Genomic DNA, 12,998 nt, shown 5'->3' with positions numbered 1-12,998 from the left:
ATAGGTATAGTTTTATAGTTTGGAGGATGAGATGGGAAGTTTTATCAGGCGTACTGCGGTAGCGGCACTGGCTGTCTCCATGGCGGCCCTGCCGGCGGCCAATGTATATGCGGACGATACGATGACATTTGAAGAAGCATTACAGGCATCCTATGATACAGTCCCGGATACGGATAACATTCAGGGCTGGCCGCAGGGACCTCGTGTCTACGGCAATTCGGCGATCGTGATGGATATGGACAGCGGAGCGGTCCTCTATGCCAAAAAGCCGGATGAGCGGCATTATCCCGCAAGTATTACAAAGCTTCTGACAGCTTTGGTAGCGCTTGAGAATTCAAAGACTGACGATGAGGTTTATTTTTCTGAAGACAGTGTATCTTTCCTGGAACCGGGAGACGCCAGTATCGGGATGACGCCGGGAGAGATATTAAGTATGAATGACGCTTTATATGGCATGCTCCTGGCTTCTGCAAATGAGGTTTCGTATGCGATTGCGGAGAGCACGGGGAAGCTCATGGGCGGGGACTACAATACATTTATCCAGGCGATGAACGACCGGGCGGCAGAGCTGGGCTGCACTGGCTCGCACTGGATGAATGCCAATGGGCTCCACGATGAGCAGCATTATACGACTGCGCATGATATGGCGCTGATCGCGTCAGCGGTTTATCAGTTCGAGGAGTTCCGGACAGTCACGCAGACATTGAATTATACGATCGGACCGACGAATCTTGTAGGAGAGTCGCGTACATTCCAGCAGAACCATAAGATGCTCTGGGAGGGCGGATATTATTACTACGAATATTGTACCGGCGGGAAGACGGGATATACGGATCAGTCCAGGACAACGCTGGTCACAATGGCTGATAACGGCGATATGCGGCTTGTGGCGGTGCTGCTCCAGGATGATGGAGATGTATATGTGGATACAAGGGGAATGTTTGACTACGCATTTTCCAATTTTTCGAAGGTGTCTCTGAAAGGCCAGCCTAAGGCGGAGGGGGTCAGCTCTTATCTGGATGACGCGCCTTACGTAGTGCTTCCAACAGGGATCGATTTTTCATCGCTCGAGAGTGAGATAACGATCACGGATAAAAGGGAAGCTGAGGGAAAGGTAACATACTTCTACAAAGGACAGGATGTGGGAAGCGCGGATGTGACGCTGACGCCGGAATATGTGAAGGAAGAGATGGGATATGATATCACCCCGCGGATAACGGAAAAGAGCGGAGCCTCGGCTGATGGACCATCGGGAGAAGAGGCGGGGCTGCCGCTTGTGGCTAAGATCCTGATCGGAGCGGGGGCGGCAGTTGTGGTGCTGGCAGTGACCGCCTTCGCTGTGGCCAGATGTATCCTTGTGAGAAAGAGAAGACGCCGCATGGCCCGGGCGAGACGGCGCCAGATCCACAGACATCAGAGTCAGTACCGCCGGAGCCATAACTACCGGGATCCAGACTATCGAGGAGATCATCATCGGGGCCCGGACCGCCGGAGAAATGACCAGCGGCATCCGGAACGGCCTGGACGCTATGCCGCGGAAGGAGCTTCCCGTCCTTCCGGGCGAAACAAAAGGAGATAAACTGGATAAATGAGACATTCAGATATACTGCCTTCGGTAATCCGTGGGCAGTATTTTCATGATATCTTTAAACGCAGCCGAAAATTTGCTCTGGCTCTCATAACCCACTTCTGAGGCGACCTCTGATACACTCCTGTCAGTGTTGCGCAGCAGTTCCGCTGCCCTCATGATGCGGTACTGCTTCATATATGATGCAACAGGCATCCCGTATACGGATTTGAAGACGCTTTTGAGCGCTGCCGTATTGATCAGATACTGCCGGGAAAGCTCCTCGATCGTATACCGTTTCCTCAGGTCCGAAGTCATCGCGTCATGGATCCGGCGGATGATTTCCGCCTGTTCGGAGTGGAAGGAGTCAAACACTGTATTTTCCGACGGGCCGGTCATGCTCAGGAAGAGAAGGAGCTCCTGGCATTTCAGTCTGAGGTAGGGGCGGCGCATCTTTTCCGGCAGGTCATACACCTCTGAGAAAATGTGCCCGATCCGCGGGCTGGCGGGCAGGGCGGCGGTCTCCTTTTCTCCGCAGAAGGAGCGGCACAGGGCGCAGATATCCAGTTCCGCGTCTCTGAGCAGTTCGGGGAGGGTGTCCCTGAGCACTGAGAGATCGAGAGAAACCGTCAGCCCTTCATAATAGCCAAGCGGCAGGGTGATGAGGGAATCCGCGCATTTGTCTGTGGCGTGGAAAGCCAGGTCCCCGCTTCCGAAATACAGGCTCAGCCCGTCTTTCATCTCCCAGCCGATGCGTCCACGGCAGCAGTGGTCGATGGAGAGGACGCAGTCTTTGTGCCTGTGGTGGAAGCGGAACCGGTCCCCGAGGAAATAATTATAGGAAAGCTCGATCCCGGGATACAGCAGATAGGTCTCTGTTTTCAGCCTTGTGTCAGCGGGAAGTTCCGCGTCAGAGAACTCCCTGATGAAGTCTTCGTCGGACAGCGGATGCCGGATCATCAGGAATTTTCCGGGCGGGACATCGCGCAGATGACTGCTGATCTGGCAGTCTTTCCGGCAGTCTGTTTTTTGGCCCATCATCATAAAAACCTCCGTTTCATAAGGATCCGACAGCAGGGAAACTGCTGTCAGGCAGGTCAGCTGTGCTGTTCGGGGCAGGTGATCCGCCCGAGTTTTTCGATCGTATGGTGGAGCACCTGCGCAAGCTCGGTATCCGCGGTACGGTAATACATTTCCTTCCCTTCCCGCCTGCTCACGATGAGCCCGCTGCTTTTTAAAAGGCGGAGATGGTGGGAGACTGCGGGACTGGTCATATTGACGATGGCAGCGATATTGAGCACGCATTCCTCGCAGTGGCACAAAAGCCAGAAGATGCGCAGCCGGCTCGGGTCCCCGAGCTGTTTCATCGCTTCTGATACGCCGGCGATCTCATCTTCGCCGGGCATGTGCTTCATGATCTCTTCTTCGTTATGATGCCCATGGTCATGGGGCAGTGCTTTTTGTTCCATCAGGAGCCTCCTTTATGATTTTGTACTGTTTCTGTTCCGTTTCAGACTGATTGCTCCAATCGGAAATATTTTTCGCCCAAACGGGAGAATGAGCAGTCTTTCTATTGACTTATTATACGGTCTGGATTACATTATAGTCAACAATTAAATAATTGTTTAATCGAAATGGATGATACAGAGATAGCATAAGGAGTGAGATGATATGAAAAAGACTTATAAGATCGATGTGGACTGCGCGAACTGTGCAAATAAGATGGAGCAGGCGGCGAAAAATACAGCCGGCGTGAAAGATGCAGTAGTAAACTTTATGACACTGAAGATGAACGTGGAGTTCGAGGAGGGGCACGACGCGAAAGCAGTCATGCAGGAAGTGCGGAAGAACTGCAAGAGAGTGGAAGACGACTGCGAGATCTTTCTGTAAGAGATTATCCTGTAAAAGGTGATCTTGTCAAAAAACATTCTGCAAAAGCCTTTCTTTAATATGGCATGAATGGATCAGGGACAGAGGGCTGTAAATGGCTCTCTTCCTGTTACGATATGATTAAAAGATTGTTTAATTATTTAAAAGAAAAGAGGAGAAGATATGAGCAAGAAGCAGAAAAAAATGCTGGCGAGGATACTCATAGCGGCAGCGCTCATGATCGCGCTTCATTTTGTGCCGGTCGAGGGGATGGCAAGATTTATCCTCTACCTAGTGCCCTATCTGGTCATAGGATACGATATCCTGCTGAAGGCATTTAAAGGGATCAAAAACCGGCAGCCGTTTGATGAAAGCCTGCTCATGGCGGTCGCCACAGTGGGGGCGATCGTCATAGCGCTGACAGACAGCGGGGATTACACTGAGGCGATCGCGGTCATGCTGTTTTATCAGGTGGGAGAGTGGTTCCAGAGTTATGCGGTCGGAAAGAGCCGCAGGAATATCAGCGACCTTATGGATATCCGTCCGGATTACGCCAATATCGAGACAGACGGGAAGCTTACGCAGGTTGACCCGGACGAGGTGGAGATCGGCTCTGTGATCGTAGTGCAGCCGGGGGAGAAAGTGCCTATCGACGGCATTATCATAGAAGGGAGCACAGCGCTGAACACAAGCGCCCTCACGGGGGAGAGCCTTCCGAGAGAGGCGGGAGAAGGCGACGAGGTGATCAGCGGATGTATCAATATGACTGGGGTCCTTAAGATCAGGACTACGAAAGAATTCGGGGATTCGACAGTATCGAAGATCCTGGACCTGGTAGAGAACGCCAGCTCAAGAAAATCAAGGTCAGAGGCATTTATCACCAGATTTGCCAGGATATATACGCCTGCCGTCGTGTACAGCGCCATTGCCCTGGCGCTCCTGCCGCCGCTTGTGCGGATGTTCGGCATGGGGCTGGACGCCCAGTGGGAGACATGGGTCTACCGGGCGCTTACCTTTCTTGTTATAAGCTGTCCATGCGCTCTGGTCATCAGTATCCCATTAAGTTTCTTCGCGGGGATCGGCGGCGCAAGCAATGCAGGCGTACTTGTGAAGGGCTCCAACTATCTGGAGATCCTGTCGCAGACGAAATATGTCGTATTTGACAAGACCGGTACACTCACGCAGGGTGTGTTCGAAGTCAATGCAGTCCACCACAATCAGATGGACAGAGAAGAGCTGCTGGAATATGCGGCGCTGGCAGAGAGCGCATCCTCCCATCCCATCAGCAAAAGTCTCCAGCGCGCATACGGGAAAGAGATCGACCGCAGCCGTGTGACAGAGATACAGGAGATCAGCGGAAACGGCGTCACTGCGAAGGTGGACGGTGTGGAAGTGGCAGCGGGCAACTCGAAGCTCATGGACAGACTGGGCGTGAAATGGATCGACTGCCATCAGTCAGGAACGATCATCCACATGGCAGTGGACGGCAGATACGCCGGACATATAGTGATCTCTGATATAGAGAAGCCTCATGCCAGAGAGGCAGTCCGGGCGCTGAAGCGCTCAGGCGTAGAGAAGACTGTCATGCTGACCGGTGATTCCCGGAAGGTGGCAGAGCATGTGGCGGCGGATCTTGGCATCGACGAAGTCCATGCCGAGCTGCTTCCGGCAGACAAAGTGGCCAAAGTCGAAGAACTGCTCGCGCAGAAACCGGCCAGAGGAAAGCTGGCTTTCGTGGGAGACGGCATCAACGACGCGCCGGTCCTCTCCAGGGCGGATATCGGTATCGCCATGGGAGCCATGGGCTCGGATGCGGCTATTGAGGCGGCGGATATCGTGCTCATGGACGACGATCCGCTGAAGATCGCCAAGGCGATCAGGATCTCGCGAAAATGTCTCCGGATCGTGTATGAAAATATCTGGTTCGCCATCGGCGTTAAACTCATCTGCCTCGTGCTCGGCGCAGTGGGCGTGGCCAACATGTGGCTGGCGATATTCGCGGATGTGGGCGTCATGATCATCGCGGTACTAAATGCGATCCGGGCGCTGTTTGTGAAAAAATTGTGAAAAGGGACAGGGTGAAACTTGATTGGGGACGTAGTAAAATCGGATTTTACTACGTCCCCAATCAATGTTGACTTTTTTAATGAATGATATTAATATAATCGTAAGATACTAACTTGTGAGATACTAAATAAATCCAAAAACCTGACAGAATGGAGATGAGATGATGTTTTATTGTCGTGATTCGGAATTGGAAAAGATGAACAGGCGCTATGACAATGGTCAGTTTGAGTGTATTGTCATATATGGAAGGCGGCGCGTTGGAAAAACTGCACTGATCAATGAATTCTGTAAAGGGAAACCAACGATCCTGTTTTCTGCGCTGGATTCGACAGAACAGGAAAATCTTGAGACATTATCCCGCGCGGTCTTTGCGTATAAGTATCCGGGATCGGATATGGGAGCTCGATTCGATACGTATGAGGATGCGTTCAATGAGATCGGCAGGATCGCATCAGAGGAACGACTTGTGTTTGTGATCGATGAATATCCATATCTGGCGAAAGCAAAATCAGCTGTTTCATCCATTCTCCAACATTTGATAGATCACCGCTGGGTCCATACGAAACTGTATCTGATCCTCTGCGGGTCGTCTATGAGCTTTATGGAAAATCAGGTGCTCGGCCATGAAAGTCCTCTGTATGGCAGGAGAACCGGGCAGTTTAAGATTGAGCCGCTGAATTACAGGGAAACCGCTGTTTTTCATCCGGAACTTTCCGAAGAAGATAACGCACTGATCTACGGGATCACAGGCGGAGTTCCTCATTATATCAATAAGCTGGGTGTGCGCGGATCGGTGGATGACGCTTTGCTGGAAAATCTGTTTGACCGGTCGGGATATCTGTTTGAGGAGCCGGAGAATCTGCTGAAGCAGGAACTGAGAGAACCGGCTGTTTATAATGCTGTCATCCGGGCGATTGCAGAAGGCGCCTCCCGAATGAATGAGATTGCTACGAAGACGGGAACAGAGACCGGTCCTTGTTCAAAATATATCCATACGCTCATGGAACTGGGAATCATTAAGAAAGAAACCCCTGTTACAGAAAGACCGGGAAAGAAAACGATTTATCTTCTTGCGGATCAGTTTTTCCGTTTCTGGTACCGCTTCGTGCCGAAAAATATCATTGCTGTGGCGTCCGGGCGTATCGGTGAAACATATGACCGCGCTGTAAAGGCGCATTTGGCTGATTATATGGGACTGACTTTTGAGAATATGTGTCGGCAGTATCTGCTTTACTATGCAGAGGATCTCCCGATAGCTATGTGTGATCTCGGTCAGTGGTGGGGCACAGACAGGAAGACAAGAAGACAGGTACAGATCGATATAATAGGATGTCCGGCAGAGGGCAGTGAATATATCATAGGTTCCTGCAAGTATAAAAAAGAAAAGACCGGGCTTGATGAACTGGAACGGCTCAGATCATATGCTGCTGTATTTGGGAAGGGAAGCAGGTATCATTATTATATTTTTTCAAAGGCCGGATTTACGGAAGGGCTGGAAAACGCCGGGCAGCGTGGCGAGGTGCGGCTTGTCACGTTGGAGGAGATGTATTCGATGAGTTAGTCGCCTTTCTTTTCATAAATATTTGTGGTATGCTATAAACACCAAGATAATAAGCAAGATAATAAGTAAGTCTCGAGCAGGAGGATCAAGCATGTCAGTTTATCAGCCGCCTTTTCATATAACGGATCTCTCTGTCATCTGAACCCGGCAATGGAGATGTTAAACACAGACAGTCTGGAATTCTGACAGGGGGATTGAGCGATGTTTACAAAAGAGATGATGGATACGTTTACAGACCTTGACCTTGCGGTCTATGACTGCATCGTGAAGAACCGGGGGCGGATCAGCAGGATGCCGATCAAGGAGCTGGCTGCCATGGCCCATGTCTCCACGGCTACGATCCTGCGCTTCTGCCGGAAATGCGGGGCGGACGGATACAGTGAGTTCAAGCTCAAATACAGAGAACATCTGGAGGGCAAGCGGGACGCGCTGAAAGACGACGGCACTGCGGAGCTCCAGAGCTTTGTGAACCAGGTCCGGTCTGAAGATTTTCAGGAGAGCATAGAGAAGGCATTCCAGTATCTGAGAGAATCCCGCTGCACGATCTTCATCGGGGTGGGCTCTTCCGGTATGCTTGGGAAATACGGCGCGAGATATTTTTCCAATGTAGGGCGTTTCAGTCTGTTTATCGATGACCCGTGGCTGCCGGTCCTGCAGGATCTGGCGGAGAACACAGTGACGATCGCACTGTCGGAATCCGGCCTGACGAGCCAGACCATTACAATCGCGTCGCAGCTTCAGGAGCGGGGCAGCAGGCTGATCTCCATCACAAACAATGCCAATTCGGTCCTGGCAAGGATGGCGGACTGCAATATCTCATATCATGTGGCGGAGGCGCTCGTCAATGAGCGGAATGTGACGACCCAGATCCCGGTGATCTATATCATCGAGACCCTGGCTAAGAAACTGTACAACAGCGATAATCCGTAAATCGTCAGACGGAGGCAGGAAACATGTCCCTTTTCGATCCTGAACAGATCCGGCAGATGAAGCCGGGTGAATTTAAGGTCTATAATTACATTACTTTACATATGGAAGAGATCCCGAAGATGAACATCCGCCAGCTCGCGGACGCTGCGGGCGTCTCGACGACGACAGTCCTGCGCCTGTGTGAAAAAGCCGGGTGCGAAGGATATACGGAACTGAAATACCGGATCAGGAAGGAACTCGGACACCGGGAGAGAGCGTGCAGTTATGACGCTGTCCCGGCGACGCAGTTTATCCGCAGCTCGGAGCAGGCCGGGAAGTTCTTAAGGGATATGGAACTTGCTGCCGGGATCTGTGAGAAAGCGGGGCTCATCATCCTGTGCGGAGACGGGGAGAGCGGGATGCTCACAAGGTACGGGGCTTATCTTCTGAGCAGCGCAGGGAAGGCGGTATTCTCTGCGGAGAACGGATCGGGCCTGTCCTGTCCGAAGCTGGATTCAGGGAGTGTGCTCCTCGTCCTCTCCGCGTCGGGAGAAGCGGACGAGACGGTTGAGCGGATCAACCGGTACAAAGCGGCAGGCGCGTCCGTGATCAGCATAACGAACACCGCCCAGTGCCCGGCGGCGCAGATGTCGGATATCAACTTTGCCTGCTATATGCCGGAGATCTGCGGGGAACTGGATCACATAAGCAGGATATCCCAGATTCCGGCGGTATATATCCTGGAAAGGCTGGCGGCAGCCATCCAGAGTTCCAAAACCGAAAAATAGCAGCAGTCCAGGCAGTACAGCCTGCAGCCCCGGGATGCTGCGAAAAATAAGGGGCGAAAAATTAGAGGCGAAAAATAAGGTAAAAAAACAGACTATGCGGCAGCAGATCAGTGTATATCATGCCGTAGAACCTGTTTTTTTTATGTAACAAATGATATTCCGGCAAATATGTGTCAGATTAACTAAAAATAATTGTAAACAGGCGGATTTATGATAAGATTTGCATAGTACATGAGCGCTCATGTGGACCCAAACCTAACTTGGAAAAGGAGATCAGGAAGGTATGGAAACAAGAAAAATTCCACATGATTTTTTATGGGGCGGTGCAGTAGCTGCGCACCAGCTCGAAGGGGGATATGACAAAGGCGGCAAGGGCCTGTCCATCGCGGATGTGATGACCGCGGGTGCGAACGGCAAAGACCGGGAGATTACCGACGGGGTCCTGCCGGGGCACTATTATCCGAACCACGAGGCGATCGATTTCTATACGAGATATAAGGAAGATATCCGGCTGCTCGCAGAGATGGGGTTCCGGTGCTTCCGCACATCCATCGCCTGGACGAGGATCTTCCCGAACGGGGATGAGGAAGAGCCCAATGAAGAAGGGCTTCAGTTCTACGACGACCTGTTTGACGAACTGCTGAAGTACAACATCGAACCGGTCATCACGCTGAGCCATTTTGAGATGCCTTTCCATCTGGTGAAAAAATACGGCGGATGGAGAGACAGGAGGCTGATCGGCTTTTTCGTAAAATTTGCCGGTACAGTCATGAGACGCTATAAAGATAAAGTAAAATACTGGATGACATTTAACGAGGTCAACAACCAGTCCAGTGTCCAGAACGCCTGGGGCGGATGGACGAACTCCGGGATCATCTACCGGGAGGACGAGGATGTGCAGACGGTCCTGCAGCAGGCGGTCCACTACGAGATGGTGGCCAGCGCGATGGCGGTGAAGCTGGGGCATGAGATCAACCCGGATTTCCAGATCGGGTGCATGCTTGCCATGGTGCCGTTCTATGCCAGGACCTGCTCGCCGCAGGATGAGATCGCAGCTCAGATCGCCATGGAGCACCGCCTCTACTATTACGGAGACCTGCATGTATTCGGCGAATATCCGGCGTTCATGGAAGCGTTCCGGCGGGAGAGAGGGATTGTCCTGGATATGACAGAGGATGACCTGAAAGCGCTGAAAGAGGGGTGCGTCGATTACATCGGCATCAGCTACTACATGAGCGGGACGATCAGCAGCGTGGAGACAGAGGACTGCACAAAGGTGGCGGAAGGATTTTACACGGCACGCAATCCCTACGTGCAGAAGAGCGACTGGGGATGGCAGATCGACCCGCAGGGGCTTCGGTATTCCCTGAACCTGCTGTATCAGAGATACCACAGGCCGATCTTTATCGTGGAGAACGGATTCGGCGCTTACGATAAGCTGGAAAACGGCGAAGTGCATGACACATACCGCATCGATTATCTCAGACGGCATATCGTCGAGATGAAAAAAGCCATGTTCTCAGACGGGGTGCCTGTCATGGGCTACACGCCGTGGGGATGCATCGATCTGGTGAGCGCCGGGTCCGGTGAGATGGAGAAGCGCTACGGCTTCATCTACGTGGATAAGGACAACCAGGGCAATGGAACGCTGGAGAGAAGGAAGAAAGATTCCTTCGAGTGGTATAAGAAAGTGATAGAGAGCAACGGAGAAGTTTTGTAAAAATTTAAGGAGGATGAGAACAATGTTGAGGATCAGACTGTTTTGCGCAAACGGGATGTCAACGAGCCTGCTCGTAAAGAAGATGGAGGAAGCGGCGAAAGAAAAGGGGAAAGAAGTGGATATCAAAGCCTATCCGATCCTTGATATGGAGCGGCTGATCGGTGAGGCGGACGTGGCGCTCCTCGGACCGCAGGTAGGCTATCAGCTCGCCAAATCAAAAGAGATCTGTGGCGCGGCAGGGGTTCCGGTGGACGTGATCCCGATGGCGGACTACGGCATGTGCAACGGCATGAACGTGCTCCGGTTTGCGTTCAAACTGGCGGCAGGAAAAGAATGATTTAAAGTATCAGAGAGGAAATGAGATATGCAGAAACTAATGAATGAAAAGATCATCCCCAAGATCATGGCATTTATCAATCTCAAGGGGATCCAGGCAATCAAAGACGGTATGGTCTACTCGATGCCGCTGCTGATCGTGGGTTCGGTATTCCTGATCATTACCAACTTCCCGGTCCAGGCAGTAGTGGACGTGCTTGAAGAGACAGGCATCAAGGCAGTGCTTGAGCAGGCGAACGGCGCGACATTCAATATCAGCGCCATGATCGCCGTGCTTGGTATTTCATATAACTATATCAAACTTGACGGACAGGAGCCATTGAGCGGTGCGATCGTAGCCCTCGGTGTGTTCATTATGATGACGCCGGCATCCATCACAACAGAGAGCGGGGACGTTGTGGGCGGCATCATCAATAAGAGCTGGACAGCCGGACAGGGCATGGTCGGCGCGATCATCGTCGGCCTGATCGTAGGATCCGTATACTGCTGGTTCCTGAAAAAAGATATCCGGATCAAGATGCCGGCCGGCGTCCCGGAAGGCGTGTCCAACGCGTTTTCCGCACTGATCCCGGGCGCGGTGATCGTAGTGGGCGCAACGATCATACATGGGATCTGCTCCATGGGATTCCACACGACAGCCATGGAACTGATCTACAATGTGATCCAGACACCTCTGCAGGGCATGACAGATTCCATCGGCGGCGCGCTGCTGATGTGCTTCCTGACTCCGTTCCTGTGGTTCTTCGGTGTACACGGCTCCACCATCGTGGGCGGTATCATGACCGGTATCCTGCAGGCGAACAGCCTTGAGAACCAGGCGCTGATCGACAAAGGGATCGAGCTGACTGTGGCAAACGGCGGACATATCGTAACCATGCAGTTCTTCGACCAGTTCATCAACGTGACAGGAGCAGGCCTTACGATCGGACTTGTCATCTACATGTTCTTCATGGCAAGGTCAAAACAGATGAAGACACTCGGAAGGCTGGAGCTCGTTCCGGCGCTGTTCAACATCAACGAGCCGATCCTCTTCGGTCTCCCGATCGTGATGAACCCGGTGCTGGCATTTCCGTTCATCGCCATGCCGGTGATCTCCTGTATCTTACAGTATGCTGCTCTCTACACAGGGCTCTGCCCGCTGTACGGCGCGACACAGGTACCGTGGACCTGCCCGCCGATCATCTCCGGCTTCCTGATCGGAGGATGGAGAACGGCGCTGCTGCAGCTTGTAATATTTATCATCTCCTTCTTCGTGTACCTTCCGTTTGCAAAGAGAGTCGATAAGCTGAATCTGGTCAAAGAGGCGGAAGCAGAAAAAGAAGGAAATGATGACGACTGGTAAAAAGAAAGGAATACAGATATGACAGAAGCATTTGAAACCGCATGTTTCGGAATCATTACATATGTGGGCACGGCAAGATCCTGTTTTGTCAATGCCGTGCAGTGCGCAAAACAGGGCGACTTTGAGGCCGCACAGGAACAGATCCGCCAGGGCGACGAGGCATTCACGGAAGGCCATCACATCCACGCGGACCTGCTGGCGCAGGACGCCAACGGCGAGCTGAACGAGTCGGGGCTTATCCTGATGCACGCCGAGGACCAGCTCATGAGCGCGGAGACATTCCGGATCATGGCGGAAGAATTTATCGAAGTATATAAGAAAATCGAAAAATAACCCGGTTTGGGACGTAGTAAAATCCGATTTTACTACGTCCCAAACCGCGTTTTGCCCTGTCCCTTTTTGTAAAAACCTGATTTGAACCTGATTTGACAAAATATTGGACTCTTCCTTTTTTCGAATAACTATGTTATTCTGTCTTTATCTCATGCGGACTGCACTCGGCAGATTCATCGCATGCTGCATCCAATATTCATGCCCGTATATTCAGGGCGGATTTCACACGATTATAATCGAAAGGCGGGGTGATGCCATTGCAGAAATAATCATTTAAATATAAAGTTGCACCAGAAAAACAAGATGTATTATACTTAAGGAGATAAGATGGATAAAGCAAAACTACAATGGCACCCTGCTTTTGGGGCCGCTCTGCGCATTACGCTGCAGGATGAAATGAGATATCTGGAGATGCATGAAGAATATCTTCTGAGTAAAAAACCGCTGCAGATGGATATTCTTATCATAAAAAAGCTGAAAGATATACTACCTGAAAGGTGACCCGT

The 12,998-nt window shown here is 51.7% G+C and carries 13 protein-coding genes; 11 read left to right on the top strand and 2 right to left on the bottom strand.

Translation table 11 applies throughout. The features are described 5' to 3' along the window. Window positions 1-31: 31 nt before the first annotated feature. A complete protein-coding gene (locus B5G27_RS07930; protein ID WP_087178366.1) occupies window positions 32-1,579 on the top strand; it encodes a D-alanyl-D-alanine carboxypeptidase family protein in 1,548 nt (515 codons plus the stop codon). Window positions 1,580-1,597: 18 nt separating this feature from the next. Here B5G27_RS07930 and B5G27_RS07925 read toward each other — a convergent pair whose 3' ends face one another. Both B5G27_RS07925 and B5G27_RS07920 read right to left on the bottom strand, forming a co-directional pair. Further along, complete coding sequence (locus B5G27_RS07925; protein WP_087178365.1) at window positions 1,598-2,611, bottom strand: helix-turn-helix transcriptional regulator; 1,014 nt, start codon at window positions 2,609-2,611, stop codon at window positions 1,598-1,600. A 53-nt stretch (window positions 2,612-2,664) separates the two neighbouring features. Further along, the gene (locus B5G27_RS07920; RefSeq protein ID WP_087178364.1) at window positions 2,665-3,036 is read right to left on the bottom strand and encodes an ArsR/SmtB family transcription factor; all 372 of its coding nucleotides are present in this window, start codon (window positions 3,034-3,036) and stop codon (window positions 2,665-2,667) included. Between the two features lie 202 nt (window positions 3,037-3,238). On the opposite strand from B5G27_RS07920, the gene B5G27_RS07915 reads away from it, so the two are divergent. The 10 genes from B5G27_RS07915 to B5G27_RS16010 all read left to right on the top strand — a co-directional run bounded on the left by B5G27_RS07915 (window position 3,239) and on the right by B5G27_RS16010 (window position 12,993). Continuing rightward, complete coding sequence (locus tag B5G27_RS07915; protein WP_087178363.1) at window positions 3,239-3,457, top strand: cation transporter; 219 nt, start codon at window positions 3,239-3,241, stop codon at window positions 3,455-3,457. A 162-nt stretch (window positions 3,458-3,619) separates the two neighbouring features. Continuing rightward, entirely contained in the window at window positions 3,620-5,503 is a 1,884-nt protein-coding gene (locus B5G27_RS07910) for a heavy metal translocating P-type ATPase (RefSeq protein WP_087178362.1), read from the top strand. Between the two features lie 160 nt (window positions 5,504-5,663). Continuing rightward, window positions 5,664-7,064: an ATP-binding protein gene (locus B5G27_RS07905; RefSeq protein WP_087178361.1), complete on the top strand. Its 1,401-nt coding sequence runs from the start codon at window positions 5,664-5,666 to the stop codon at window positions 7,062-7,064. Window positions 7,065-7,265: 201 nt separating this feature from the next. Further along, a complete protein-coding gene (locus tag B5G27_RS07900) occupies window positions 7,266-7,994 on the top strand; it encodes a MurR/RpiR family transcriptional regulator (protein WP_087178360.1) in 729 nt (242 codons plus the stop codon). Window positions 7,995-8,017: 23 nt separating this feature from the next. Then, window positions 8,018-8,761 carry a MurR/RpiR family transcriptional regulator gene (locus B5G27_RS07895; RefSeq protein ID WP_087178359.1) on the top strand — a complete coding sequence of 248 codons (744 nt, stop codon included), beginning with the start codon at window positions 8,018-8,020 and terminating at the stop codon, window positions 8,759-8,761. A gap of 283 nt (window positions 8,762-9,044) precedes the next feature. Continuing rightward, window positions 9,045-10,481, top strand: coding sequence for a 6-phospho-beta-glucosidase (locus B5G27_RS07890; protein WP_087178358.1), 1,437 nt, complete (start codon window positions 9,045-9,047; stop codon window positions 10,479-10,481). A gap of 22 nt (window positions 10,482-10,503) precedes the next feature. Beyond that, on the top strand, window positions 10,504-10,818 hold the full coding sequence (locus B5G27_RS07885) for a PTS sugar transporter subunit IIB (protein WP_191414334.1): 315 nt from the start codon (window positions 10,504-10,506) through the stop codon (window positions 10,816-10,818). A 27-nt stretch (window positions 10,819-10,845) separates the two neighbouring features. Then, the gene (locus B5G27_RS07880) at window positions 10,846-12,159 is read left to right on the top strand and encodes a PTS sugar transporter subunit IIC (RefSeq protein ID WP_087178357.1); all 1,314 of its coding nucleotides are present in this window, start codon (window positions 10,846-10,848) and stop codon (window positions 12,157-12,159) included. Between the two features lie 18 nt (window positions 12,160-12,177). After that, the gene (locus B5G27_RS07875; RefSeq protein WP_087178356.1) at window positions 12,178-12,492 is read left to right on the top strand and encodes a PTS lactose/cellobiose transporter subunit IIA; all 315 of its coding nucleotides are present in this window, start codon (window positions 12,178-12,180) and stop codon (window positions 12,490-12,492) included. A 327-nt stretch (window positions 12,493-12,819) separates the two neighbouring features. Then, the gene (locus B5G27_RS16010) at window positions 12,820-12,993 is read left to right on the top strand and encodes a hypothetical protein (protein WP_162611217.1); all 174 of its coding nucleotides are present in this window, start codon (window positions 12,820-12,822) and stop codon (window positions 12,991-12,993) included. The last annotated feature ends 5 nt before the right edge of the window (window positions 12,994-12,998 follow it).

The organism is Lachnoclostridium sp. An76, assembly GCF_002161355.1.
Lineage (GTDB): Bacteria > Bacillota > Clostridia > Lachnospirales > Lachnospiraceae > Mediterraneibacter > Mediterraneibacter caccavium.
This window is presented reverse-complemented; position numbering and strand designations above follow the sequence as displayed.